Source organism: Actinomadura sp. DC4, assembly GCF_030406325.1.
In the GTDB taxonomy this organism is placed as follows: Bacteria; Actinomycetota; Actinomycetes; order Streptosporangiales; family Streptosporangiaceae; genus Actinoallomurus.
In genome coordinates, this window is record NZ_JAUEQY010000006.1 from 143,616 (window position 1) to 168,673 (window position 25,058).

Here is a 25,058-nt window from a genome sequence, read left to right on the forward strand (position 1 = left end):
TCTCATGGGAAGCGGATCCTGGTCCACCAACGTCTACGACGCCGCCGCGAGCTACCGCGCGGCGACCGGCGCGAGCGCCTTCGCCTACAGCGACGGCGGCGCGACCGCCGTACACGACGACCTCAACCCGTTCGGCGTCACCGTACGGGAGAGCCGCGACGGCGACGAGCACCCCGACTCGGTCGCGATCGCCGTCCTGTTCGACGTGACCGGCTCGATGGGGAACGTGCCGCGCACGCTCCAGTCGAAGCTGCCCGGGCTGCTCGGCCTGCTGATGCGCAAGGGCTACGTCGAGCACCCGCAGATCCTGTTCGGCGCGGTCGGCGACGCCACCTGCGACCGCGCGCCGCTGCAGATCGGGCAGTTCGAGTCCGACAACCGGATGGACGACGACCTCGGCAAGATCCTCCTGGAGGGCGGGGGCGGCGGTCAGATGACCGAGTCGTACGAGCTGGCGATGTACTTCATGGCACGGCACACCGCCATGGACTGCCTCGACAAGCGCGGACGGCGCGGCTACCTGTTCCTGATCGGCGACGAGCTCGCCTACCCGAAGGTGAAGAAGCGCGAGGTCGGCAAGGTCATCGGCGACGAGCTCACCGAGGACATCGGGGTCGCGGAGATCGTCGCCGAGCTCAAGCTCAAGTACGACGTCTACTTCATCATCCCCGAGGGCTCGTACAACTCCGGCGACGACCGGCTGGCCGACTTCTGGCGCACCCACCTCGGCCAGAACGTCATCCGCCTGGACGACCTGGACGCGGTCTGCGAGACGATCGCGCTGACCGTGGGCCTGGCCGAGGACGCCGTCGACCTGGAGGAGGGCCTGGACCATCTGCGGGAGTTCGGCTCGGACGCCGGCGGCTCGGTCTCCCGCGCGCTCGCGCCGCTGAACTCCCGGCGCGGCGCGGTCTCGGTCTCCCCGACGCCGACCGGCCTCGACCTGTCCGACACCGAGGTCACCCGGCTGTGAACGTCATCGTGGCCGACCTGGGGTACGGGGACGCGGGCAAGGGCACGGTCGTCGACTGGCTCTGCGCTCGCGGCCCGTACTCCACGGTCGTCCGCTTCAACGGCGGCGCGCAGGCGGCGCACAACGTCGTGACCGCCGGCGGGCGCCATCACACGTTCGCCCAGTTCGGGTCGGGCATGTTCACGCCGGGCGTGGTGACGCACCTGTCCCGGTACATGATGGTCGACCCGCTGGCGCTGGCCGCCGAGGCGGACCATCTGGTCGCCGTGGGCGTCGCCGGCGCGTTCGAGCGGCTGACGGTCGACCGCGACGCGCTGCTGACCACGCCGTACCACCGGGCCGCGAACCGCGCCCGCTCGACGGCGGTACGGCACGGGTCGTGCGGGGTGGGCATCGGCGAGACGGCGTCGTACGCCCTGGAGTGCGACGACGCCCCCCGTGCCGACGACTGCCGCTCCCCCGTGGTGCTGCGGCGGCGGCTGACGCGGCTGCGGGATCACGTCCTCGACTCGCTGGGGCCCCTTGACGTCCCGGAGGTGGCGGACTGCGTGGACGCCTTCCGCGCGTTCGGGGGGCGGGTGCGTCTCACCGGAGAGGGTTTCCTCGCGTCGCTGCTGCGGCGTGGGCCGGCGGTGTTCGAGGGCGCGCAGGGGGTGCTGCTGGACGAACGCTACGGCTTCCACCCGTACACGACGTGGTCGACGACGACGTTCGCCAACGCCGTGACGCTGCTGGCGGAGGCGGGCATGCCCGGATTCCGGCTGGGCGTGACCCGGGCGTACCTGACCCGGCACGGCCCGGGCCCGTTCGTGACCGAGGACGCCGCGCTGCACCGCCCGGAACCGCACAACGCGTACGGCCGCTGGCAGGGCGCCTTCCGCGTCGGCCACCTGGACGCGGTGGCACTGCGTTACGCCCTGGAGGCGTGCGGAGGAGCGGACGCGCTGGCGGTCACGCACCTCGACGCACCGGCCCCGCTCATCGCGACGGCGTACGACGCCGGGACCCGGCTGACGCCCGCCGCCGACCTGGACGGCCAGGCGCGCCTCACCGCTCGTCTCATGACCGCCCGCCCGCTGTACGCGCAGGTCGGCCCGGACCCGGCCGCGACGATCGAAGAGACGCTGGGCGTGCCGGTCGCGCTCCGCTCGTACGGGCCGACGGCCTTGGACAAGACGGCGACCGGCCTGCTTCCCGGGCCGGCGGTGAGTCGAGCCAGGGTGTTGACATCCCTCCGCGGTGACTGATCATCTGACGGCTTGTCCAGGCTCACCGAGGAGGGCGAACCAGATGCGCCGAAGCGGAACTCCACGTCCCTTACCCCACCGCCCGGAAGGGGGCCGGCTCCTGAGCCATCCGTTCCCGACGGACCAGGACCCGCTGAGGGTGAGCCCTCTCTTCGCCTCCCTGCCGGGCGTCGTGAAGGTCCGGCTGCACCCGAGCGGCGAGGAGGCATGGCTCGTCCAGGACTACGACCTGGTCCAGTACGTCCTCAGGTCGAGCGTCTTCAGCCGGGAACTGGCCAACCTGCGGCGGCTCGACGGCTTTCCGCCCCTCGCGGAGAAGGGCTCCCTGCTCGGCAGCGACGGAAGCGCCCACACACGCTTGCGCGACGCGCCGAGGGCCGCCTTCAGCCCCGCGCGTGTCACGGCGCTGCGTCCCCGGATCGTGGAGGACGTCAACGCCCTCCTGGACGCGATGACCAGCGGCGGGGGGCCGGCCGATCTGGTCGAGCGGTTCGCGCTGCCGCTCGCCCTCCACGTCGTCGGCGAGCTCCTGGGCGTACCCGCCGGCGCACGGGAGCGTTTCCGCCGCTGGGGCGACGCGTTCCTCTCCACCTCCACGGCCAGTCTCGACGAGGCCGGGAAGGCCCAGCTGGAGATGGGCGGATACCTCGCGGGCCTCCTCGCCGAGCGCCGGGCGGCGCCACGGGCCGACCTGCTGTCCGACATGATCGCTCCGGACAACGAGGTCAGGCTCGATGACCAGGAGGTCATCACGGTCGCGATCGAGATCATGCTCGCCGGCTGGGAGACGACCGCCGCCGCGATCGCCGGCTTCACGTACTGGCTCCTCACCAGCTCCACCGACGCCGGCGTCAGCCACTACCGGCACCTGGCCGACCACCCCGACCAGGTCGAACGCGCCGTCGAGGAACTCTTCCGGGCGATCCCGATCGGGGCGGGCGACGGCCTTCCCCGGGTCGCGCGCGAGGACGTCTCACTCGGCGACGTCACCGTACGCGCGGGAGACCTCGTCCTGGCCAGCCACGACGGCGCCCACCTGGACGAGGAGCGCTTTCCCGGCGCTTCGGCGATCGACCTGACGCGGCACCCGAACAAGCACATGGCGTTCGGCTACGGGAAGCACTACTGCCTGGGCGCCGCCCTCGGCCGGCTGGAGACACAGATCGCGCTCGCCGAGCTCCTCCGGCGGTTCCCGGGCCTCGGTCTCGCGACGCCCTCCTCCGAGGTCGCGTTCAAGACCGGAACCTCGATTCGAGGGCCGGTCGCGCTTCTCGTCCGCTGGGACGGCGCGCGTGTCACCCGGCGATGAGCCGGCGGGCACCCTTGCGGGCGAGGGTGGCGGCCACGTACGCGCCGAGTTCGTGCGCGTGGTCGGGGGTGTCCCATTCCTGGGCGTAGGCGAACTCGGCGCCGTCCTGGCTGAAGACCATGCCGAGCAGTGAGAGCCGGCCGTCGGCCGTGGTCGTGCAGTGGCCGGCGATCGGGCTGTTGCAGTGGCCTCGCAGGCCGTGCAGCATCGTGCGTTCGGCGGTGACGTGGGTGCGGGTCCGCCGGTCGTCGAGCCGGCGCAGAAGCTCGACGATGCCCTCGTCGGCCGTACGGCACTCGATCCCGATCACGCCGGCGCCGACCGGCGGGCACATCACGTCGAGGGGCAGGACCTCGGCCGCCCGGTGCTCCATCCCGATCCGGCGCAGGCCCGCGTAGGCGAGGACCAGTGCGTCGAAGCGGTGTTCGGCGTCGAAGCGGGCGATGCGGGAGTTGACGTTGCCGCGGATCCGGTCGACGGTCAGGTCGGGACGTTTGCGCAGGATCTGGGCCTTGCGGCGTACGGCCGAGGTGCCGATGCGCGCGCCGGGCGGCAGGCCGTCGAGCCCGCGGTACGGGGAGCCGGCGGGGAACAGCACGGCGTCGCGCACGTCCTCGCGCGGCAGGTAGGCGGCGAACGTGGTGCCCTCCGGCATCGGGACGTCGCCCGGTACGTCCTTGACGCAGTGCACCGCGACGTCGATGGCGTCCGTCACCAGTTGCCGGTCGATCTCCTTGAGGAACGCGCCCTTGCCGCCCAGCTCGGCGAGATCGCCCTGCCACCGGTCTCCCGAGGTCTCGATGCCGACCAGCTCGACGTCGACGTCCTCGGCGAGCTTGAGCAGGAGGTCCCGCACGTGTTCGGCCTGGGCGACGGCCATCGGCGAGGTACGGGAACCGATGCGGATGCGGGGACCTGGAAGCACCCGCTCAACATAGGCCGTCAAGGGAGCATCCCCCTGCGGTACCCCTCTCCAGGGGCCCGCCCGCCGGGTAACGACCTGCTGACCGTGGGCGATTAACGTCTCGACCATCGGCCGAAATCAGGGGGCTCCGCGGTGGCGACCGGGGAACGGCCCGCACCGAACCCACGGAACGGCCGCGGCGAGGGCCTGCGGGAGTGGCACGCGCACCAGGCCTTCGCGCAGATGGTCGACCAGGCCCGGTATCGCGGGTTCCGGCGGAAGGCGGGCCGGCCACGGCGCAGGCGGACGATCACCAGCAACGAGGAGTACTGGGATCAGGTCCGCCGCGATCGCCTCGACGAGAGCGCGCCCGTCCGCCTCAGCGACTTCTACCTCACCGAGTGGGTTCCCCTCACACCCGGCCGGTTCCACACCTCCGAGGCCGCCGCCGCGCGTACGGTGGCCCGCTACCACGTCGACTCCGAAGATCCGGCGCACGGAGTCGACTACCGGCCTGCGGGCAAGCGATCGATGATCCAGGGCGGCATAGGCACGGTCCGGCTGCCCCCTCTGGACGTCGGCGGCGGGCCCGTCCGCGTCCTGTCCGCCACCTCCGACGGCGTCTGCCATTCGGGCGTTCCCCTCCTGCTCGGCGACGAGGGGTACGGATCGGTGATCCCCGAGATCCGGGAGCGCGGCGGTCTCATGGCCGACGTCTCCGGCGTCATGCGCCTGGTCCCCGAGGTCGTGCGGCACCACACCGAACGCCTGGTGCTCGACGTCACCGACATCCGGCCCCGCCGGACGCCGGTCTCCGTCGAGGCGACCGCCTGCGTCGCCTTCTACACGTCGGCCGAACGCCGGGATCCCGACGCCTACTCCTACATCACCTTCCGCCCGGGGCTGGACGGCGCGCTCGAGACCGCGGTGGAATGGCTCGACCGCTACGCCCGGCGGTTCTCCGAGGACGACACGGCGCGGATCGTGGGCGACTTCGACGCCTTCCACGATCACTTCCCCGACGTCGAGATCCCGCTCGACGACGTCGCGCGCGGGGTGTTCGACCCGGGGAGGCTGCGAAGAGATCATCCGCGGCTGGTCCAGGTCTTCGGCGACCTGTTCTCCGGCGTGAACGACGCCACCATCATCAACCGCTCGGTCACCGGGGAGCCGTGACCCCCAGCGGCTCCGCGGTACGGAGGAACGGCCGGTCGAGGTCCTCGGCGTCCAGGCTCAGCAGGTACAGGCCGGTGGAGACCCGTTCGAGGTGGCCCCACTCCCAAATCGTGTCCTCGTCCAGCCCGGTCTCGGCCGCCATGAGCCGGCAGTAGCGGCGGGCGAGCACGGCCGGATCCGCCGCCGCGAGGAGTCGCGGGCACCAGTCGCGCAGCACGACGCCGAGGTCGTAGGCCGGATCGGCGGGAACCCGTCGGGATCCACGAACACGAACCCCGATTCCGCTCCCGGACCCGCAGCGCGTTGCCGGGGTGCGGGTCGCCGTGGACGACGACGAGCCGATCGGGGTCGAACGCGTCGGCGCGGCGCCGCGCGAAGTCGAGCGCCCGATCGATCACCGCGCCGGGGCAGGGCCGGTCGAGGTCCCGCCCGAGCCGGCCGACGAGGGCGGCGAGCTGGACGGCCTTCCCCTCTTCCGTGCGCACACGGTCCGCCATGCGCCCGAGATCACCGACGGGCCATCGTCGCCGCAGAACCGTTTTCCCGGCTCGCGGTCGCCTGACCTTCGCGTACGGGATCGGTGCCCGTGCGGCTGGATCACGCACCCGTACAGGTCCGCGAAGATTGACGCATGACGATGACCCCGGTCGCCACCGTCCCCACCCGTCGTGACCGCCGGGCCCGGCTCGCGGTCGCCATCACCTTCGGCGTTCACGGCGTGGCCGCGGGAAGCTGGGCCGGCCGCATCCCCTGGGTCAAGGAGGTGCGTCACCTGTCCTCCGGCGGCCTGGGGCTGGCGCTGATGGGGGCGGCGATCGGCGGCCTGCTGTCCGCGCCGCTCGCGGCCTGGGTGATGTCGCACTTCGGCAGCCGCGCCGTGACCAGGGTCGCCGGGCTCGCGATGGCGCTGAGCGTGCCGTTCGTGCCGCTCGCGCGGACGGTGCCCACGATCTTCGCCGCGCTCGTGGTGTTCGGGATCGCCGCCGGGGTGCTCGACGTCGCGATGAACGCCAACGGCGTGGTCGTGCAGGAACGCTACGGGCGTTCGATCATGTCCGGCCTGCACGGCATGTGGAGCATCGGCGGCCTGATCGGGTCCGCGACGGCCGGCCTGGCCGCGCGCCTGGACGTCGGCGCGCCGGCCCATCTGCTGATCGTGGGCATCGTGTTGCTCGTGGCCAACGCGGTGAGCGGGTTCTGGCTCATTCCCGCGCCCCGCTCGTCGGTCGGCGCGGTCTTCGCCCGGCCGGACCGTACACTCATCCTGCTCGGCGCGGTCGTCTTCTGCGGGCTGTTCGCCGAGGCCGCCGCCGCCGACTGGAGCGCGGTCTACCTGCACACCGCCGCGCACGCCGGCGAGGACGTCGCCGCGTGGGGGTACGCCGCGTTCTCCCTGGCCATGGCCATCGCGCGGCTCTTCGGCGACCGTCTCGTCGAGCGCTTCGGCGCCGCCCGGCTCGTACGCGCGGCGGCGCTCACCGGGGCGGCCGGCCTGGCCCTCGGCCTCCTGGTCCCCGTCACGCCGGTGGTGATCGTCGCGTTCGCGATCCTGGGGCTCGGCATGGCCACCGTGGTGCCACTGACGTTCAGCGCCGCGGGCAGCACGCCCGGCCACGACCCGGGCACGTCGGTGGCGGCGGTCGCCACGGTCGGGTACGGCGGCTGGATGATCGCGCCGCCCGTGATCGGTTTCGTCGCGCAGGGCACCTCCCTGACGGTCGCCCTCGCCCTGGTGGCCGTGATCACCGCGCTCATCGCGGTGCCGGCCGGCGCCCTGCGGGCCTCGCGCACCTGACCCTTGGGGTCAGGCGGGCGGGGGCGGGTATCTGACCAGGGAGAACACCTCTGGCCGCCAGCGCAGATTCCGAGAGCGCGCTGGACCCTCGGCGTCGGTAGGGACAGGGCGCCGGCGGGCACTCACGGCCAGGCACCCGACAACAAGGAGTGGGCAGATATGACTGTCACGACCGCGCGGCCGACCCGCCATGACGACCCGGAGACCCAGGTCCCGGCTGCCCTGTTCGCCAAGCTCGTCGCGCGCGTCGAGCGCGACGCGAAGGTCGACCGGGCGCACGCCGAGCGCATCATGCGGCAGGCACTGGTGTTCCTCCTCGCCTGCGCCCGCAACCCCGGGACGCCGCTCGCGCCGTCGCGCGAGGTCGACCACGGGTGGCACGCCTTCATCCTGCACACCCGGGAGTACGCCGACTTCTGCCACCGGATCGCGGGGCAGTTCATCCACCACGCGCCCGAGGACCCGGGCGCGGACCGTGACCGCGCCGCCGCGCGTACCGAGTTGACCGCCGAGGTCATCCGGCGGACCGGGCTGCCGGTCGATGAGGAGCTGTGGGCCTCCGGCCAGGGCAAGTGCTCGGCCAACTGCGAGCGCTGCTGCTCCGGCGGTCACTGACCAGAGATCAGCCTTCGAGGAAAGGGGTGAGGAGCCCCGGCAGCGCCGCGTCCGCGACGCGGAGCGCCTCATCCAGCGGCACGTCCTGTACGTCGATCCGCTGGCGGCCGGCGGCGGTCGTCGCGACGAGCGTCGCCAGGCCCGCCCGGCGCTGGAAGAACGACCGCCGCAGGTTCCAGCCGATGATGCCGTCGCAGGAGAGCACGGCGCGGCGGCGTACGAGCGAGCCGCGGCGGCTCACGAGGGTCCGCTCGACCAGGGCGTGGCCCAGCGAGCGCGTGCGGTCGTACGCGAGCAGCGCCGCGATCACGAGCAGGACCGGCGCGACGTGCCAGGTCCAGGCGGGCAGCACGTCCAGCCCGGAGAGGACGAGGCAGGCCGCCGCGATCAGCGCGGCAAGGCCGACGGCGCGGGTGTAACGGCGCCCGGTGGCGCGCGGCCCGTGCGGGGTCAGCGGGCAGGTCAGGGGCGTCGTACGCCCCAGGACCAGCGCCGCGACGCGCTCGGCCTCGGCGCGCGGCGCCGGGGGCAGCAGCAGCGACCCGCCGCGTTCGGCGCCGCGGCCGACGCGCAGGCCGGTGGTGATGGCGAGGCAGCGGGCGCCGCGTACGGCGCGCAGGAGCAGCGGCTCGCTGATCTCCACGCCGCGCAGCCGCCGCTCCTCGATCGTGATCGACCGCGTGGTGATGAGCCCGCGCGTGACGTGCAGCGTGCCGGCGGTGTTGCGGGTGAGCCGGAACCCATAGAACGCCAGGACGTACCCGAGCGTGGAGGCGAGGGCGACCGCGACCAGGAGCGCCGCCGCGAACACCCCGATCTCCACGGGCAGGGCGGCGTGCTCCCAGCGGTCCAGCAGCGTGCTGACCGGCCCGAGCCGCCCCGGGTCGATGTGCGCCTCGTTCACCGCCCGGCCGGCGACGCCCGCGACCACGCCGACGGTGACCAGGCCGGTCAGCGTGAACGGGCCGTACCGCACCCACGCGGGCGGCACGCTGACGATGAGCGACTCGCGCGGGAGCCTCGGCTCGGCGGCCCGCTCCGGCGACCGGTGCAGGAGCTCCTCCCGCAGCCGCGTGGCCTCGCCGGCGTGCAGGGCGTCCAGCTTGACCGCGTCGTCCTTGCGGTCGGTACGGCCGGTGCCGACCTCGACCTTGGCCAGCCCGAGCGAGCGGTGCAGCGCGTTGGCCGTCACGTCGACCGTACGGATCCGGTCGCGCGGGACGGTCAGGAGCTGACGCCGTACCAGGCCCTTGCGGACCTGGATCTGCTCGGCCGACACGCGGTACGTCGTCGTGAACCAGCGCAGCATGCCCGCCACCACGACGAACCCCGCGCCCGCGAGGCTCCACCAGGAGCCGTGGCCGCCGGCCGTGCCCGCGAAGACCAGGCCGATGAGCACCGGCCAGGCGCGCAGCAGCTCCTGGATGGGATGGATCACGAGCATGCGGGTGGACAGCCGCCGCCAGCCGTCCGCCCCGGTGGTCACGTCGCGTCTCCGGAGCCGGCCTGGGTGCCCTCGGTCAGCTCGTCCACCAGGCGCTGCGCGGTGTCGCGGTCGAGCCCGTGGATCTTGATCGGCCCGGCCGCGGAGGCCGTGGTCACGGTGACGTTCGCCAGCCCGAAGATCTGCTCGAACGGCCCGCGTTCGCTGTCGACGGTCTGGATGCGCGAGACCGGCGCGATGCGGCGCTCCTGGTTGATCCAGCCCGCCTGGGTGTAGACGGCCTCCGGCGTCGACTCCCACCGGTGTACGCGGAACCGCCACTGCGGCATGACGGTCACATGGGCGGCGGCCAGGACCGCCGTGACCACCAGGGCCACGACGTGCAGGCCCAGGTCCGCGTCGTCGGCGATCATCCAGATGACCTGCGCGGCGGTCGGCACCAGCCAGCCGGCCAGGGCGCGGACGGCCCAGTAGGCCCGCGCCCGGGGGCTGACCCGATGGCGCGGTGGCCGCAGGCCCGCCTCCGTTGACTCCATGGTCTTGATCCTGGCAGAGGCCGGGGCGCCGGCGAACAGCGGCACGTCCTGGATTAGACCGGGACAATTGTCCTGGTACGGCGCCGGGTCACTCGGCGCGTTCGGCGACGTGCGACAGGCCCGGTCCGACGGCCGCGCGTACGCCCTGCCAGCCCGATTCGCCCGTCGGCCCGCCGTGGCGCCGGCCCGCCAGGCCGAGCCGGTAGGCGAGGATCACCAGTTGCACGCGATTGCGCAGCCCGAGCTTGGCCAGCGTGCTCCGTACATGGGACTTGACCGTGCTCTCGCTCACCGAAAGTTCGACCGAGATCTCGGAGTTGGACAGGCCGCGGGCGACCAGCCCCAGAACGTCGAACTCCCGCCCCGTCAGCCCCTCCAGCCCGCCATTGGCAGCCCAGTCGTCGGGGTCCGCCAAGGCACTTCGCAGGCCAATTGAAGGAACCTGCGAGGGCGCCATCAGGACATATCCAGCGGCGACCATCTGAACAGCGGCAATAAGCTCGTCGGAGCTCGACTGCCTGAACAGCAACGCCCGCACGCCGTTTCTGAACGTTTCCAGAAGACGATCCTCAGGCACATTTGCCAGCAACATTATGGCCGGGAGCTCGACACCAAATTTACGGGCCATGCGGCCGGCGAGCTCGACGGCGTCGATGCGGTACGCCAGCGCGTCGATGACCACGACGTCGGGGCGCAGCTCCTCGACCAGAGTGAGCGCCTGCTCCCCTTCCCGCGCCTCGCCGACGACGGTGACGTTGGCCTCGCTGTCCAGGATGGAGCGCAGTCCGGCCAGCGAAAGTGATCGATCATCCACCAGCAGGACCCGCGGCATGACCTCCCCTTTCGCCGCTCGTCGCGCCCCCGTCGCCCGCCGGGCGAGTTGCGCTTCTTGTCAGGAAACATACTTGCGCGTGCAGTGTCAATGGACAAGTTAAAGGAGCCAACGCCAATTCAACTGTCACGGCACCGAACACGTACGGTGACGATTTGGTGCTTATACAGCGCCTTTGCCGACGGAGACGTCAAGAGATATGACACCCACTGTACGGTTACGTAACATCATCGTCACAAAGTTAAGTGATGGGCACCGTAAGTCACCTACTCCTAAAGTACGACGCTCCCCCGAAAGACGGCGCCGAGATTCCGTACTTCGGCAGAAGAGGCCCACTCGCAATATACGTAGGCTTATCGCGATTCGCGACCACCGCGCACACGTTCCGTCATGACGGGCGATCGGTGCGTTGCCCGTCTCACCAGAAGGGGATACGAAGGTGGACGTCCGAAGTGCGACTCGGAGAGAACCGACCGAGGCCGAATCCGTCCGTTTCAAGTTCGGCCTGCGGATCCCGACAGAGGATGGCCAGTTCCTCAGCGCGACCGCGTATCTGCCCAAGAGCGACGGGCCCGTTCCGGCGATCGTGGAACTGAACCCCTACACCAGCGATTCGAGGCACGACGACGGCGTCTTCTACGCCGCGCGCGGTTTCGCGTTCGTGATCGTGGACGCGATCGGCCGCGGTGACTCCGAGGGTGAGTACTTCGGGTTCATCCGCGACGGTCAGGACGGCTTCGACACGATCGAGTGGGTCGCCGAGCAGCCGTGGTGCGACGGCCAGGTCGGCATGCACGGCTCGTCGTACACCGGCTGGAACCAGTGGCGCGTGCTCGGCGAGCTGCCGCCGTCGCTGAAGACGATCGTGCCGGCCGGCGCCCCGATGGGCGCACTGGACCAGCCGCGCGGCGGGATCCCTTCGCTGTACGGCCTGGTGTACGCGACGGCGACGCTGGGCCGGGCCCCGCACTGGGAGGCGTTCCGCGAGACGGGCGCGTGGCACGACCTGCTGCACGAGGCCTGGCTCGCGAACCGTTCCGAGGCGGCCGTACGGGAGCAGATCGGCTTTCCCTCCGACCCGTACGAGGGCATGGAGGACCAGATCTACCCGGGCAACCCGTGGATGGAGTTCCTCATCCCGTCCGACGAGGCGCTGCGGGACACCGACGTGTCGGTCCTGTCGATCACCGGGATGTACGACGACTCCCAGCTCGGCGCGCTGTACCACCACCAGAGGTTCGCCGCGAACGCCGGCGAGGCGACGAGGGCGCGCTCGCACCTGCTCATCGGCCCGTGGGACCACTACGGCACCGAGACCGGCGAGCCGCGGGTGGGCGAGCTGAGGTTCGGCCCGGCCGCGGAGGTCGACCTGCGCGAGCTGCGCGCGGAGTGGTACCGCTACACGATGAAGGGCGGCGAGAAGCCGGCGCTGCTGACCGACCCGGTCGTGTACTACCAGACCGGCGACGAGGAGTGGCGCGGCGGCGCGTCCCTGGAGGAGATCAGCGGAAAGGTCCAGCCGTACTTCCTCGGGTCGGGTTCGGGCAGCGGCGACGGACCACTCGGGGAGCCTGCTGGAGAAGCCGGAGAGCGGCCCGGACTATGAGTTCACCGCCGACCCGTCCGACGATCACACGCTGCGGCTGGAGATGGTCCGGCGGCCGGACGAGCACCCGGACGTACCGGCCGTGCCGCGGACGTTCAACAGCCTGTTCCTCACGTCCTCCGGCCACGACCCGACGAACGGCATCTTCACCATCGACCTGGGCGGCGAGGGCGTGGTCTACCACACCGACCCGTTGACCGAACGCCTCCCGCTGGTCGGCCGCCCCCGCCTGCGGATGCGGATGACACTGGACGTACCGGACGCCGACCTGATGGTCCTCCTCCACGAGGCCCGCCCCGACGGAACGGTCGTGTTCCTGTCGTCGGAGCTCCTGCGGCTGCGCTTCCGCGCCTTGCCCGAACAGCCGTGCTTCGCCTCTCCAGGAGAGGCGTTCGACCTGGACCTGACGGGATTCCGCTTCGTCACCCGCACACTGGCGGAGGGCTCGAGGCTGCGGCTGACGGTACGGAACGCGTCATCGCTGCTGCTGGGCAAGAACCCGCATACGGGCAAGCCGGCCGACATCGAGGAGGCCCGCGTGGCCCACTACCGCATCCACCACGACGCCGACCAGGCCCCCTACCTGGAGATCCCCATCGCCTGACGGTCGCGCCGCGGGCCAGGGCCCTTCTCCCGCCGGGGGAAGGGCCCTGCTCGCCGTGGTGGCGCGGCGGCGCAGCACGGAGAGTCTTCTCGCGATCTGCCGACGCTCGAAGGAGCCGAATGCCGCCGACCGGACTCCGCCGGCGAAGCCTCGGCGCCACCGGCGAAGGCCCGTTCCGGTGCGGAACGGGCCTTCGCCGCCGGCTCGCCGGTGCGGCGAGTGGGTCAGCGCTGCAGGACCTGGGCCAGGACCTTCTCCAAGACCGCGCCCGGCTCCACGGCGCCCTCCGTCGAGCGCCACGCGACGTAGCCGTCCGGGCGGAGCAGGACCGCGCCGGCCGGGCCGACGCCGTACCGCTCGGCCCAGTTCCCGTCCACGTCGACCAGGTCGCCGCCCACCCGGTAGACCGTGATCGGCAGCGCGCCCGCCGCCTCCGTCCACGCCCCGCCTTCCGGACCGGCCAGCAGCACGAACGACGACCCGATCAGATCCAGGGTCGAGATCGGGATGCCGTCGCGCTCCAGCCGGACATGAGCCCCGCGGGTCCCCGGGCGACCCGACGGCGTGCGCGGGTTCTCCGCCGGCATACCGTCGTCCGGCTCCTCGGTGAGCACGGCGCGCGACCGGTAGCGGTAGCCGATCGTCACCCCGATGTTGTCCGCCTTCACGTCGCGCGGCACGTCCGTACGGTGCGGGGCGAGGCGTTCGATGTAGTTCAGCACCGTGCGGGCGACCGTCACCTCGGCGACCGGTTTGCGCTCGTCCTCGTAGGTGTCCAGCAGGCCGGGGCCCGCCTCGCCCGCGAGGACCGCGGCCAGTTTCCACGCGATGTCGTACCCGTCCTGCATCGCCGTCTGGCCGCCGAGACCGCCGGCCGGGGTCATCTGGTGCGCCGCGTCGCCGATCAGGAACACCCGTCCCTCGCGGAACCGGTCGGCCACCCGGGAGGCCATCTCCCACGGCAGGATCTCCACGACCTTCGCCTCCAGGTTCCACACGCCGAAGGCGGCGCGGACCCGCTGGATGCACTTCTTGTCGTCGAAGGAGGACAGTTCTTCCTTCGACGGGTCGTAGTCGAACGACACGCTCCCCCGCTCGGGGATGTGCGTGCCGATGTAGGAGCCGGTGAACTTCGGGTTCCGCAGGTAGTAGAGCGTCGCCTCCTTGCCCTTCATGAAGCGTGGCAGCGCCGGGGACTCGAAGGTCACGTTCACGTTGTGCGACAGCGTCCCGACACCGTGGGTGCCGATGCCGAGCGCCGAGCGTACGGCGCTGCGGTGGCCGTCGGCGCCGATGAGGTAACGCGCGTGGACGGTCTGGGTGGATCCGCTCGTACGGTCGCGGATGACCGCCGAGACGCCGGAGTCGTCCTCGGTGAAGGACACGAGTTCGGTCCCGAACCGGATGTCGGCGCCGTGGTCCTTGGCGAACTGCAGCAGCACCGGCTCGATCTGGTCCTGCCCGGCGCTGCTCACGGGCACCGGTGTGATGGACGCGTCGATCACCGCCTCGGCCTCTTCGGCGAGGTTCAGCCGGTGCATCTCCGGCCCGGTGACGGTCATGCCGATCACCATGGCGAAGTCCTCGAGCGCCCACGGGCCGGCCTCGACCAGGGCCTCCTCCAGACCGGGGACGGTCCGCATCAGCTCCATGGTCCGCTCGTTGACCCGGTGGGCGCGCGGGTGGAACGAGGGCCCGGAGTGCCGTTCGACCAGGAGGGCGGGCACGCCCCTCCAGGCCAGGAACAGCGCCGTGGTCAGCCCGGACAGACCGCCGCCCACGATCAGGACCGGCGCCTCTTCGTCACTCATGAGATCCTCCGTTAAGCTCCGCCGTGCTCTTGACCTTCTCCAGGGTCTGGCGCATGTCCTCGACCAGCAGCCGCTCGCGGTCGCGGCCCAGCAGCCCGGTCGCCGCGATGACGCGGAACGGCAGGGGCAGCGGGGCCACGTGCGACCGCCACTCGGTGACGCGGGTGCCGCCGGCCTCCGGTTCCAGCCGGTAGCCCCAGCGCATCCTCGACTCGGCCACCTCGAACCCGAACCGGCTCGGCCACTCGTACTCGATGACCTCGCACTGCGTGGACCACCGCATCACGCCGCGGCGGTTGGAGCCGGTGAACCGCGCGCCCAGGGCCGGCCCGCCGTTCGCCCAGGCGCCGCCGCGGTTCTCCGGGCTCCACTCGCCGTAGCGGCCGACGTCCGTGACGAGCTCCCACACCGCGGCCGGGGCCGCGTCGATCCACACCGATACCTCGTCCATGATCAGCCCGGGATCGCGAGCTCTTCGCGAGCCAGCGCCTCGGTCACCGGGCGGCCCAGGTCGTCCACGCCGCGCGTCAGGTAGCGCATCTCGGCCGGCGCGTCCGTCGCGAGCCACCGGGCCATGTCCTTCAGCTCGGGGCCGCCCGGGTACAGGAAGCGCCGCTCCGGGTCGTGCAGGCCGATGCCGCGCAGGACCGAGTCGGAGCCGGAGATGCGGGCGAGCAGGTGGCGGCCCGCCTCGGCGGCGTCCCGCTCGCCGCGGTCGACGGCGTCGCAGACGCGCACCATCTCGCCCCACAGCTCGGCATATCCGTTCAGGTCGGGCATCAGCAGCCCGGGGTAGGGCACATCCTCCATCGCCTTGAGCACGTCGTCGTCACGCGTCTCGGCGAACCGCTCCAGGTAGCGGTCGAACCGCAGGTTGATGGGCACCTCGGCGGCGCACCACACGCGGTACACCGCGTTCCACAGCTCGTACGCCGTCATGCCGATGAACGAGCAGTTGACCAGTTCGTCGTTGTAGCGGATCAGCCCCTGCTGCAGCCGCTCGACGTAGGAGAACCGCGTGACGGAGAAGTCGTCGTCCTTCAGCGCCGCCAGCAGCCGCCACGACAGCGAGTTGATCACTTCCATCGTGTTGGTCAGGCCGCGCGAGAACAGCGGGTCGATGAAGCCGGCCGCGTGCGACATCAGGCACCAGCGGTGCCCGACCGTCTGCGTGGAGGTGTACTGCAGGCGCGGCGTGGACACCCACGGGCGTACGGTCTTGGCCTCGGCGAAGATCCGCTCGACCGCCGGGAACCGCGCGGCGTGGTGGTAGAAGTCCTCCTCGGGCGTCATGCCCTCGGGCTTGGGGTACATCCGCTCGTCCAGCGTCAGCCCGACGCTGACCAGCGGGTTCTTCGACCGCGGGTCGTTGTTGAACGGGATGACCCAGAACCATCCGCGGTCGAACATGTGGTGCATCGTGCCCTGCACCCACGGGATCGGCGGCATGTCGCCCGGGTCCATCCACAGGCACTCGTCGGTCGGCCGTACGTCGAGCATGTGCGTGAACAGGGACCGTGAGTGGTGCTTGAGCGCCGACGGGCCGGCGCGCAGGCCGAGCTTGTCCGCGATCGGCGAGCGGAACCCGCTCGCGTCCACGAGGTAGCGCCCGGTGTACCGCTCGCCGCCCGGCCCGGTGATGACGACCTCGTCGTCGCCCAGGTCGATGTCGCTCACGCGGAAGCCCTGCTTGGCGACGCAGCCGTACTTGATCGCGGTGTGGAACAGGTACGAGTCGCTGTCCTGGCGGTGCAGGTGGCTGGTCTGCAGCGCCTTGGACGGCGGGCTGAACTGGTTGACCTCGGCCGGGTCCGGCTCCTCGCCCTCGTGGTGGAGCATGAAGCCGAAGTGCCGCTTGGTGCCCGAGGTCGGGCCCACCGTCTCCAGGCAGTCCTCGTAGGAGGTGATCGGCTCCAGCTCGGGCACGCCGTAGCGCGCGGCGAGCAGCCGCATGGCCTTCAGGGTGTAGAGCGTGGTCGACTCGCCGACCGAGAACCGGGGATGGACCCCGGCGTCCACCAGGAGCACACTCGCCCCGTTGCGGGCGAGTACGGCCCCGAGCACGGAGCCGGCCATGCCGGACCCCAGGATGATGACGTCGTACGGGCCGCTCTTCGGGCTCCGCGCGTAGGACATGGTCTCCTCCGGATGATTCGGCTTACGCCCGCGAGCCGGTGTCGGCCATCTGCGTCTCCGGCGTCGCGAGCGGGATGAGTTCGTCCACCCGGGCCGGTGCGTTCGGCAGGAGGGGACCGGTCATCATCGTGGTGACCAGCGCCATCAGCACCATCATGGTGAACATCTGGCCGTCCAGGACGCCGAGGCCGACCCCGACGTTGAGAATGACGAACCCGGTGAGTCCCCGGGTGTTCATCAGCAGACCGAGGGTGCCCGCCTCGTTCCAGGGCATCCCGAAGAGGCGGCCGGGCACCGCCGCGCCGACGAGCTTGCCCGCGCAGGCGACGAGGATGATGCCGCCCAGTTCGAGGTATCCGCGCCCGGACAGCGCGCTGACGTCCACGTTGAGGCCGGTGACGATGAAGAACACCGGCAGCAGAACGAGGCTGATGTGGTCCAGCGGCCGTTTCACGCCCTCGTACAGCACCTCGAACGGCTCGCGCGGCATCACGAACCCGAACGCGAACGCGCCGAAGATGGCGTGCACGCCGATCCACGTCGTGGCGTAGGACGAGAGGAAGAGCCCGGAGACGATCACGACGATCAGCAGCGGCTGGACCCGGTCCCGCGCCCACCGGCGTACGAGGTGGGCCATCAGCGGGCGGACGATGAGGACGAGGGCGGCGACGTAGAGCACGCCCATGACGGCGATCTGCAGCAGGTCACCCGGACCGCTCGCCGTGACGATCGCGGCGACCACGGCCAGCAGGCACCAGGCCAGCACGTCGTCGACGGCCGCGCTCGCCAGCGCCAGGGCGCCGACGGTCGTCGTCATCATCCGGTGCTCGGTCAGCATCCGGGCCAGCACCGGGAACGCCGTCACCGACATCGCGGCCCCGATGAACAGCGCGAACGCGGTGAACGAGATGGGGTGACCGTTGATCGTGGAGTGCCGCCGGTACAGCATCGTCGCCAGGCCGACGCCCAGGGCGAACGCCAGCGCGATGGAGCTCAGCGAAACCGCGCCGGCGGCGCTGCGCCGCCCGTGCAGGAGCCGCTTGTCGAACTCCCAGCCGATGCCGAACATGAAGACGAGCAGCCCGACCTGGGCGACCGCCGACAGGTACGGGCGGGCCTCGGGCGGGAAGAGCCGGTGGGTGAGGTCGCCGGGCAGCAGCCCCAGCAGGCTCGGGCCCAGGGCGATGCCCGCGATGATCTCTCCTACGACCGGCGGCTGGCGGAAGTGCCGGGCCCACCGGCCGAGCACCGCCCCGGCGAGCAGGACGATGGCGATGTCGGCCATGACGGCCGCGATGATCAGGTCGGAGTGCTGGGCAAGGCTTCTCATCAAGACCCCCTCTCTACGTTCAGCCGGCGCGAACGTGGGTCATCACCGGGTCGATCTGGGAGATGACCGCCCACCGGTCGAAGGTGTTGCGGTCCTCCACGACCCGGCCGTTCTCGATCCGCCAGATCACGATCCCGGTCGCCGTCACGACGCGGCCGGTGGGAGGCACGCCGCAGAACTCGCCGACGTGCCGCGCGTGGGTGGTGAAGTGGGTCACGACCGTGTCGCCCTCGGCGACCTGCAGGTCGATGTCGACCGTCATGTCGGCGAACGCGGTCCGCCGGTGCACGACACTGCGCTTGGGCCCCTCCGGCCCGACGCGCCGGCCGCGGAGCATGAGGTCGGCGGCGAAGATCTCATCGGCGATGCCGGTGTCGCCCCGCTCCCAGCCCTCGCGGAACCAGCGGCGGGCGAGCGCCTTGTTCGCCTCCTGAACGCCGACGCCCGTCTGCGTGCTCATCGGCCCACGGGCCGGCCGGCCGGCTGCCCAGGCCCACCGGGCCCACCGGGCCCGCCCGGTCCGCCCATCGGCCGGAACCCGCGCACCTGGTGCTTGGTGGCGTGCTCGACCATCTCCTCCCACTCGGGGCGGCGCCCGCCGGCGAGCAGCTTGCTCAGCCCGACGAAGAAGTCCTCCACCCCGCCGGGCGTCACGATGACGAGCATCTTCGACGGCGTCTCGGCGATGTTGCGGAACTGGTGGGAGACGCCCCGCGGCCCGTACGCGAGGGTGCCCGGCTTGGCGATGTGCAGCTCGCCGTCCACCCGGATCTCGTACTCGCCCTCGGTCACGAAGAACGCCTCGTCCTCCGCGTCGTGAATGTGCAGCGGCGGGCCGCCGCCGGGAGGTGTCGTGACCTCCATGAACGTGTACAGGCCGCCGGTGTCCTCCTTGCGGAGCAGGAACCGGCCCTGCTCGCCCATCCACAGGACCGGGTCCACCTCGTCCCTGACCACGAGCTTCGGGGGCGCCAAGGTCATGTCAGAACTCCTTCTGTACGTGGAGCCGAGCCGGGCGGCGGAGACGGGCCCCGCCGCCCGGCGGTGCGCTCATGCCGGGTCGGGGATCACGCCGAGCTGGCGCATCATGGTCAGGTCGTCTCGTACGGCCCAGTGGTCGCTGATCTTGCCGTCGACCACGCGGATCATGTGGAGGTGCTTGACCGCGACCTCCTTGCCGGTGGCGGGCAGGCCCATACCCATCAGCGGGCCCTTGTGGGTGCCGCGCATGAGCAGCCGCAGCGACACGAGCTCGTCCTCGGCGATGGCCGCCTCGACCTCGTACCGCAGGTCGGGGAAGGTCTTCATCACCTGCTCGGCCACCTCCAGGACGCGCTTGTTGCCCTGGGTCGCCCCCGCCGGGGCGTTGTGGTCCCGGTAGTCGGCGTGGAACAGCTCGTCGAGCCTCTCGGTGTTATCACCGGTCAGCAGCGTCATCGCGGTCAGCACGATCTGCTTGTTCTTCTCACTGAGGGCGACATCGACCACGGTTACTCCTTCGAGGGGTTGTGAGGGCCTGCCGGCTAGAGGAGCTTCTTGCGGCGTACGGCCGAGGTGGCGAGGCCGCGCAGGGTGTCGCGGCCGAGTTCCTTGATCTCCGGCGGCGCCTTCGTCGTCGCCCAGCCCATGAAGTGGGCCATCTGACGGGACGAGGGGAAGATGTAGCGCTGCTCGGGGTCCTTCCACCCGAACGGGTGGGGCACGATGTCGGAGTCCTGGATCATGCTCATGAGGCGGTCGGCCGCAGCGTCGCCGTCCATCTCGCCGACCTCGTACTTCTCGCAGGTCTCGACCATCGTGTCGACGATGCGGTTGAGCTTCTCGCTGTCCGGCCACGGCAGACCGGTGTACGGCGCGTTCTCCAACTCCTTGAAGTGCTCGTCGTTGTCGTCGTCGAGGCGGTAGCGCATCAGCGCCCGCGTCAGCCGCATGGTCGCCGGCGTGGTCGCGAACCCCCAGATGCGGAACACCGCGTTCCAGAGCCTGAAGTGGGAGAAGGCGATGAAGGAGCAGTTGACGATGTCGTCGTGGTAGTCGAGCAGGCCCTGCTCGAGCTTCTCGACGTAGGCGAACCGCTCGGCGGAGAAGTCGTCGTCCCGGATCGCGTCGATCAGCCGCCACGCGAGCGCGTTGATGACCTCCGCGGTGTTGGACAGCCCGCGGGAGTAGAGCGGGTCGATGAAGCCGGCCGCGTGCGCCATGAGGCACCAGCGCTCGCCGATGGACTGCTTGGAGGAGTACTGCAGCCGGGGCGTGGAGACCCACTCGCGGACGCGCCGGGCGTTCGTGAACTGGCGCTTGACCGCGGGGAACTTGTCCAGCCAGTGGTTCCAGTCCTCTTCCGGCGTCAGGTCGTCGGGCTTGGGGTAGAGCCGTTCGTCGAAGGTCAGCCCGACGCTGCACAGCGGGTTGCGCGAGAGCTTGTAGTTGTCGAACGGGATGATCCAGAACCAGCCGCGCTCGAACATGTGGTGCATCGTGCCCTCGTGCCAGGGCACCGGGGGCCGCTCCGCGCGCGGGTGGTTGCTGACGTCGTCGAACGGCGTGACGCCGATCATGTGGGTGAACAGCGAGCGGGAGTGGTGCTTGAGCCGGGACGGCTTCTCCCGCAGGTCGAACTTGTCCGCCAGCGGCGAGCGGAACCCGCTCGCGTCCACGATGTACTTCGCGCGGAAGCTTTCCCCGTTCTGGCCGACCACGGTGACGCCGTCGTCGTCGAAGTCGACGTCCATCGCGCGCCACTGCTGCCGCGTCTCGCAGCCGTACTTGGCCGCCACCCGGAACATGTAGGCGTCGCTGTCCTGGCGGAACAGGTGGCTCGCCATGGTCAGCGTCTTGGGGATGACGAACTGGTTGGACTCGCGCGGGTCCGGCTCCTCACCGGGCCGGTGCACCATGAAGCCGAAGTGGCGCTTCACGCCGAAGGTGTTGCTGATCTCCTCGTTGATGGTCTTCACGTCGCACAGCGCGGCGATCTCCGGCACGTTGTACCGGACGGCCAGGATCTGCAGGTACGCCGCGAACTGCGGGATCATCGACTCGCCGACGGCGAACCTCGGGTGGGTCGCGGCGTCGACGAGGGCGACCTTTGCGCCCGCCTTGGCCAGGATCGCGCCGAGCATCGAGCCGGCGATGCCCGAGCCGAGGATGACGACATCGCACTGATGGGTCTTTTCCGGCACCAGACTCATCTCCCTTCCGGGTTTCTCTCGGACATCAGGCGGGGACCCGCCCGTGCGTGACGAGCATCGCGCCGCACATGAAGAAGGAACCGTCCGCCTGCCGGCTGCGCAGGTCGTCGTCCCAGGCCTGTGCCTGCTCGGCGGTGATGCTTCCCTCGGCCGCGATCAGCTTGGCCGCGCGGCCGAGGCCGGTCATCGCGTCGGCGGCCTCGAGGTCGGTCATGATCACGGGCAGGACCGTGACCTGGATGTCCTCGACGCCGGCGGACCGGAACAGCCCGGGCACCTGCCGGGCGATCCACGGGTTGGCGATGTAGTCGAACCAGCGGGCCAGGACGGTGCGCGTGGTCTCACGGTCGGTGGCGTCCGGCGCCCACATCCCGTGGTCGAGGTCGGCCGCCAGGACGCGCCCGCCGGGCTTGGTGACCCGGAGCAGCTCGGCGACGACGCGGGAGGGGTCGGCGACGTGCTGCAGGACCCGCTCGGTCCGCGCGGTGTCGAAGGTGGCGTCGGGGAAGGCCAGCTCGTGCGCGTCGCCCACGGTGAACTCCGCGGGCAGGCCGCGCTCGGCCGCCTGTCCGCGGGCCGCGTCGACCATGACCTGGCTGTTGTCCATCCCGACCGCCCAGCCGTCGGGGCTCACCAGCTCCGCGATGGCCAGGACGTCGACGCCGGTGCCACAGCCCACATCGAGAATGCGCTGCCCGGGCCGCGCCTGCAGGAGCCCGTGCATGGATCGCTTCACGGCCGCGAGATCGGTCGCCATGCGCTCCAGGTATTCGGGGAACGCCCCGCTGATGGAGGTCTTGTCGACGTCGTCGAACCCGGTTTCACGCTGCTCGAACTGATCAAAGATGGAGGTCATGGGCAGCTCCTGTTTTGGCATTGCCAACAGGATGCCGGGCACCGATTAATTCTCGATTAGGACTCGAATAGGCGTCCGCATAACGACAAAGGAAAAGGCCGGGAATCATCCCGGCCTTTTCTGCGAGACGAGAACTCAGATCATCGCCGTGCCGCCGTCAACGAGCATGTACTCACCGGTGAGGTAGGACGCCCGGTCCGAGGCGAGGAAGGCGATCACCTCCGCGACGTCCTCGGGCCGCCCGTTCCGCCGCACCGCGGCACGCTCCGCCGCCGCGCGCCGCGCGCCCTCCGGCATCCGCTCGCCGATCGGGCTCAAGATGAGGTTCGGCCCGACGCCGTTCACGCGGACGCCCTGCGGGCCCACCTCGCGGGCGATCGTCTTGACGGCCGCCTCGACCGCGGCCTTGGCGAGCGCGACGGCGAGGAAGCCGGGGGCCTGCCGGCGCGCGAGCGCCGCCCCGACCATGACGACCGAGCCGCTCCCCCGCCCCGTCATGCCGGGCAGGGCGGCCTTGACCGGATGGAAGATCGCCTTGAGCTGGCGCTCGGAGACGAAGGCGACGTCGGCCCAGTCGAGCTCGACCGCGGGCGCGATCCGCGCCTCGTGCCCGCCCACGCCGGCCGCGTTGAGCACCAGGACGTCGAGGGGCCCGAGGCGCGTCTCGGCCTCCGCGACCATGGCGCGTACCTGCTCCTCGTCGGTCACGTCGGCGTGGACCGCGATGGCCCGGCCGCCGCCGGACAGGATCTCCTCGACGAGTTCCTTGGCCCGGTCCTCCGACCGGTGGTAGTTGACCGCGACCGCCGCGCCGCGCACCGCGAGCAGCCGCGCCGTCGCGGCGCCGATGCCGCTGCTCGCGCCGGTGACGAGCGCGACCTTCCCGGCGAAGGGTGGTGGTTCGTTCATGGGACCGCCTCCTCAGTGACCGTGCATCTCGCCGCTCGTCCGGCGCGGCAGGAAGAACACCAGCAGGAACGTGCCGGCGAAGACCGCGATCTGGAAGTACATGCTCGGCACGAACGAGTCGGAGAAGTCCTGCCGCTGCACCTCGGGCCGGATCTTGTTCACCGCCGCGGTGACGACCGGCGCGGACTGCGGGTCGGCCGATATGCGGCCGCAGCTCGCGGGCGTCTGCGTCGGGTCCTTGGCGTGCGCGATGTCGTGGTAACAGGTGCGGAAGCCGGTCACCACCCCGTCGATCGCCGGCGCCGGAAGCCCGGCGGCCTGCAACTCGTGCCGCAGCTTCGGCACGCTCGCCGCGGTCGCCTCGTCGGAGCGGTTCGCGAGCTGGCCGAAGAAGATCAGGCCGATGACCGCGACGCCGACGGCGCCCGCGACCTGGCCGGCCGTGTTGAGCACGCCGGTCGCCGAGCCCGCGTCGTCGTTGCGGACGCCGGTGAGGATCAGGTCGTTCAGCGTGGCGATGAGCATGCCGAGGCCGATGCCGAAGACCACGAACGACGGCGTCAGGTCCCACGTCGTCAGCGACGTGGTCCGGCCGTGCACCGTGACCATCAGCCAGACGATGCCGGCGATGCAGATCAGGCAGCCGAGCTGGACGACCGTACGGCCGATCTTGGGCGCCAGGGGTACGGCGACGCCGGAGCCGATGACGGACGCCGCGGCGAGCGGCAGGAAGGTCAGGCCGGCGTGCAGCGGGGTGTAGTCCCACCCGGCCTGCAGGAAGATCGTCAGGACCAGGAAGACGGACGCGATCGCGGTCCAGAACAGCAGGCTGACGACGAGCCCGACGCTGAAGGCCCGCTGCAGGAACAGCCGCAGCTCGACCAGCGGCGACCCGCCCCTGCGCTTGCGTGCGTGCTGCCACCAGGCGAACAGCGCGAACACCGGCACCGAGACGGCCATCGAGATCCAGGTCCAGGCGGGCCAGCCGGCGTCGCGGCCCTGGATCACCGGGTAGACGAGCAGCACCACCGCGGCGGTCACGAGCAGCGCGCCGGTCAGGTCGAGCTTGACGCGCTCGCTCGACCGCGACTCCTTGACCAGGCTCGGCGCCAGGGCGAGCGCGACCACGCCGACCGGCAGGTTGATGAGGAAGATGGTCCGCCAGCCCCAGCCGAAGACGTTCGCGTCGACGAGCACGCCGCCGAGCAGCGGCCCGGCGATGCCGGAGAGGCTGGCCATGGCGCCGAACGCTCCGAAGACGGCCGCACGCTTCTCTTCGGGAAACGAAACGTGCATGATGGCGAGTACCTGCGGGAACATCGCGGCGGCGGCCAGACCCTGGATCACACGGAACAGGATGAGCAGGCCCGCGCTGGGCGCCAGCCCGCAGAGCAGCGAGGCGACCACGAAGGCGAAGACCCCCGTGATGAACATGCGCTTACGCCCGAAGATGTCACCGAGACGGCCACCAGTGATCATCCCGGCGGCGAAGGCGAGCTGGTATCCCGCGAGGGTCCACTGGATCTGGGCGTAGGTCGCGTCGATATCTCGCTGGATCGCGGGAATGGCGACGCTGACGACACTGACGTCCAGGAGTTCCATGAAGGCGGCGAGAAGGATGATGATCAGGCCGATCCAGGCCCTCGCGTCCATGGGACTGGGACGAGAGACGGTTTGCGCCGAGTCGGTGCTCAGCGCCGGTTCGCCGGCTGTCACAGCCGTTCTCCAATTCAGCAGAGTGCTATGATGAAAGTACTTAGTAAGCTAACTAGTTGTTTGTGGAC

General features: G+C 70.9%; 25 protein-coding genes. 9 read left to right on the forward strand and 16 right to left on the reverse strand.

Features of this window, described 5'->3' with window-relative positions; translation table 11 throughout:
- Positions 1-4: 4 nt before the first annotated feature.
- From QWU11_RS12030 to QWU11_RS12040, 3 genes are all read left to right on the forward strand, one after another.
- Positions 5-973: a hypothetical protein gene (locus QWU11_RS12030; RefSeq protein ID WP_290105258.1), complete on the forward strand. Its 969-nt coding sequence runs from the start codon at positions 5-7 to the stop codon at positions 971-973.
- Positions 970-2,220, forward strand: a complete 1,251-nt coding sequence (locus QWU11_RS12035) for an adenylosuccinate synthetase (RefSeq protein WP_290105259.1) — start codon at positions 970-972, stop codon at positions 2,218-2,220. Before QWU11_RS12030 ends, QWU11_RS12035 begins: the two co-directional genes overlap by 4 nt.
- Before the next feature lie 139 nt (positions 2,221-2,359).
- The gene (locus tag QWU11_RS12040; protein ID WP_290105260.1) at positions 2,360-3,529 is read left to right on the forward strand and encodes a cytochrome P450; all 1,170 of its coding nucleotides are present in this window, start codon (positions 2,360-2,362) and stop codon (positions 3,527-3,529) included.
- On the opposite strand, the gene hemC is transcribed toward QWU11_RS12040, so the two are convergent.
- Positions 3,516-4,475 (reverse strand): hydroxymethylbilane synthase, encoded by a 960-nt coding sequence (hemC, locus tag QWU11_RS12045; RefSeq protein WP_290105261.1) that lies wholly within the window; start codon positions 4,473-4,475, stop codon positions 3,516-3,518. The two genes, QWU11_RS12040 and hemC, sit on opposite strands and share 14 nt — an antisense overlap.
- Positions 4,476-4,586: 111 nt before the next feature.
- Between hemC and QWU11_RS12050 the strand changes: the two genes are divergently transcribed.
- A complete protein-coding gene (locus QWU11_RS12050; protein ID WP_290105262.1) occupies positions 4,587-5,609 on the forward strand; it encodes a hypothetical protein in 1,023 nt (340 codons plus the stop codon).
- On the opposite strand, the gene QWU11_RS12055 is transcribed toward QWU11_RS12050, so the two are convergent.
- Positions 5,593-5,826: a hypothetical protein gene (locus tag QWU11_RS12055; RefSeq protein WP_290105263.1), complete on the reverse strand. Its 234-nt coding sequence runs from the start codon at positions 5,824-5,826 to the stop codon at positions 5,593-5,595. The two genes, QWU11_RS12050 and QWU11_RS12055, sit on opposite strands and share 17 nt — an antisense overlap.
- A 106-nt stretch (positions 5,827-5,932) precedes the next feature.
- Here QWU11_RS12055 and QWU11_RS12060 point away from each other — a divergent pair, with 106 nt between their 5' ends.
- The 3 genes from QWU11_RS12060 to QWU11_RS12070 all read left to right on the forward strand — a co-directional run bounded on the left by QWU11_RS12060 (position 5,933) and on the right by QWU11_RS12070 (position 8,019).
- Positions 5,933-6,244 carry a hypothetical protein gene (locus tag QWU11_RS12060; RefSeq protein ID WP_290105264.1) on the forward strand — a complete coding sequence of 104 codons (312 nt, stop codon included), beginning with the start codon at positions 5,933-5,935 and terminating at the stop codon, positions 6,242-6,244.
- Positions 6,241-7,404 carry an MFS transporter gene (locus tag QWU11_RS12065; protein WP_290105265.1) on the forward strand — a complete coding sequence of 388 codons (1,164 nt, stop codon included), beginning with the start codon at positions 6,241-6,243 and terminating at the stop codon, positions 7,402-7,404. Before QWU11_RS12060 ends, QWU11_RS12065 begins: the two co-directional genes overlap by 4 nt.
- A 159-nt stretch (positions 7,405-7,563) precedes the next feature.
- Positions 7,564-8,019, forward strand: coding sequence for a hypothetical protein (locus QWU11_RS12070; RefSeq protein WP_290105266.1), 456 nt, complete (start codon positions 7,564-7,566; stop codon positions 8,017-8,019).
- 7 nt (positions 8,020-8,026) lie between these two features.
- On the opposite strand, the gene QWU11_RS12075 is transcribed toward QWU11_RS12070, so the two are convergent.
- The 3 genes from QWU11_RS12075 to QWU11_RS12085 form a co-directional block, all read right to left on the reverse strand.
- Positions 8,027-9,505 carry a PH domain-containing protein gene (locus QWU11_RS12075; protein ID WP_290105267.1) on the reverse strand — a complete coding sequence of 493 codons (1,479 nt, stop codon included), beginning with the start codon at positions 9,503-9,505 and terminating at the stop codon, positions 8,027-8,029.
- The gene (locus QWU11_RS12080) at positions 9,502-9,999 is read right to left on the reverse strand and encodes a PH domain-containing protein (protein WP_290105268.1); all 498 of its coding nucleotides are present in this window, start codon (positions 9,997-9,999) and stop codon (positions 9,502-9,504) included. The genes QWU11_RS12075 and QWU11_RS12080 overlap by 4 nt, the downstream gene beginning before the upstream one ends.
- Before the next feature lie 88 nt (positions 10,000-10,087).
- Positions 10,088-10,831: a response regulator transcription factor gene (locus QWU11_RS12085; protein WP_290105269.1), complete on the reverse strand. Its 744-nt coding sequence runs from the start codon at positions 10,829-10,831 to the stop codon at positions 10,088-10,090.
- A 439-nt stretch (positions 10,832-11,270) separates the two neighbouring features.
- Between QWU11_RS12085 and QWU11_RS12090 the strand changes: the two genes are divergently transcribed.
- On the forward strand, positions 11,271-12,437 hold the full coding sequence (locus tag QWU11_RS12090; RefSeq protein WP_290105270.1) for a CocE/NonD family hydrolase: 1,167 nt from the start codon (positions 11,271-11,273) through the stop codon (positions 12,435-12,437).
- Positions 12,406-13,041, forward strand: a complete 636-nt coding sequence (locus QWU11_RS12095) for a CocE/NonD family hydrolase C-terminal non-catalytic domain-containing protein (RefSeq protein ID WP_290105638.1) — start codon at positions 12,406-12,408, stop codon at positions 13,039-13,041. The genes QWU11_RS12090 and QWU11_RS12095 overlap by 32 nt, the downstream gene beginning before the upstream one ends.
- Before the next feature lie 224 nt (positions 13,042-13,265).
- Here QWU11_RS12095 and QWU11_RS12100 read toward each other — a convergent pair whose 3' ends face one another.
- The 11 genes from QWU11_RS12100 to QWU11_RS12150 all read right to left on the reverse strand — a co-directional run bounded on the left by QWU11_RS12100 (position 13,266) and on the right by QWU11_RS12150 (position 24,927).
- A complete protein-coding gene (locus QWU11_RS12100) occupies positions 13,266-14,852 on the reverse strand; it encodes an FAD-dependent monooxygenase (RefSeq protein WP_290105271.1) in 1,587 nt (528 codons plus the stop codon).
- Positions 14,845-15,303: an SRPBCC family protein gene (locus tag QWU11_RS12105; RefSeq protein WP_290105272.1), complete on the reverse strand. Its 459-nt coding sequence runs from the start codon at positions 15,301-15,303 to the stop codon at positions 14,845-14,847. The genes QWU11_RS12100 and QWU11_RS12105 overlap by 8 nt, the downstream gene beginning before the upstream one ends.
- Positions 15,304-15,305: 2 nt before the next feature.
- On the reverse strand, positions 15,306-16,988 hold the full coding sequence (locus tag QWU11_RS12110; RefSeq protein ID WP_290105273.1) for a tryptophan 7-halogenase: 1,683 nt from the start codon (positions 16,986-16,988) through the stop codon (positions 15,306-15,308).
- Between the two features lie 22 nt (positions 16,989-17,010).
- Positions 17,011-18,318 (reverse strand): cation:proton antiporter, encoded by a 1,308-nt coding sequence (locus tag QWU11_RS12115; protein ID WP_290105274.1) that lies wholly within the window; start codon positions 18,316-18,318, stop codon positions 17,011-17,013.
- Positions 18,319-18,337: 19 nt separating this feature from the next.
- Positions 18,338-18,778, reverse strand: coding sequence for an ester cyclase (locus QWU11_RS12120; protein ID WP_290105275.1), 441 nt, complete (start codon positions 18,776-18,778; stop codon positions 18,338-18,340).
- On the reverse strand, positions 18,775-19,299 hold the full coding sequence (locus tag QWU11_RS12125) for a cupin domain-containing protein (protein WP_290105276.1): 525 nt from the start codon (positions 19,297-19,299) through the stop codon (positions 18,775-18,777). Before QWU11_RS12125 ends, QWU11_RS12120 begins: the two co-directional genes overlap by 4 nt.
- A 69-nt stretch (positions 19,300-19,368) precedes the next feature.
- Positions 19,369-19,806: an ester cyclase gene (locus tag QWU11_RS12130; RefSeq protein ID WP_290105277.1), complete on the reverse strand. Its 438-nt coding sequence runs from the start codon at positions 19,804-19,806 to the stop codon at positions 19,369-19,371.
- 35 nt (positions 19,807-19,841) lie between these two features.
- Positions 19,842-21,500, reverse strand: coding sequence for a tryptophan 7-halogenase (locus QWU11_RS12135; RefSeq protein WP_290105278.1), 1,659 nt, complete (start codon positions 21,498-21,500; stop codon positions 19,842-19,844).
- A gap of 34 nt (positions 21,501-21,534) precedes the next feature.
- Entirely contained in the window at positions 21,535-22,365 is an 831-nt protein-coding gene (locus tag QWU11_RS12140) for a methyltransferase domain-containing protein (protein ID WP_290105279.1), read from the reverse strand.
- 135 nt (positions 22,366-22,500) lie between these two features.
- Positions 22,501-23,274 (reverse strand): SDR family NAD(P)-dependent oxidoreductase, encoded by a 774-nt coding sequence (locus tag QWU11_RS12145; RefSeq protein ID WP_290105280.1) that lies wholly within the window; start codon positions 23,272-23,274, stop codon positions 22,501-22,503.
- 12 nt (positions 23,275-23,286) lie between these two features.
- Positions 23,287-24,927: an MFS transporter gene (locus tag QWU11_RS12150; protein WP_290105281.1), complete on the reverse strand. Its 1,641-nt coding sequence runs from the start codon at positions 24,925-24,927 to the stop codon at positions 23,287-23,289.
- Between the last annotated feature and the right edge of the window lie 131 nt (positions 24,928-25,058).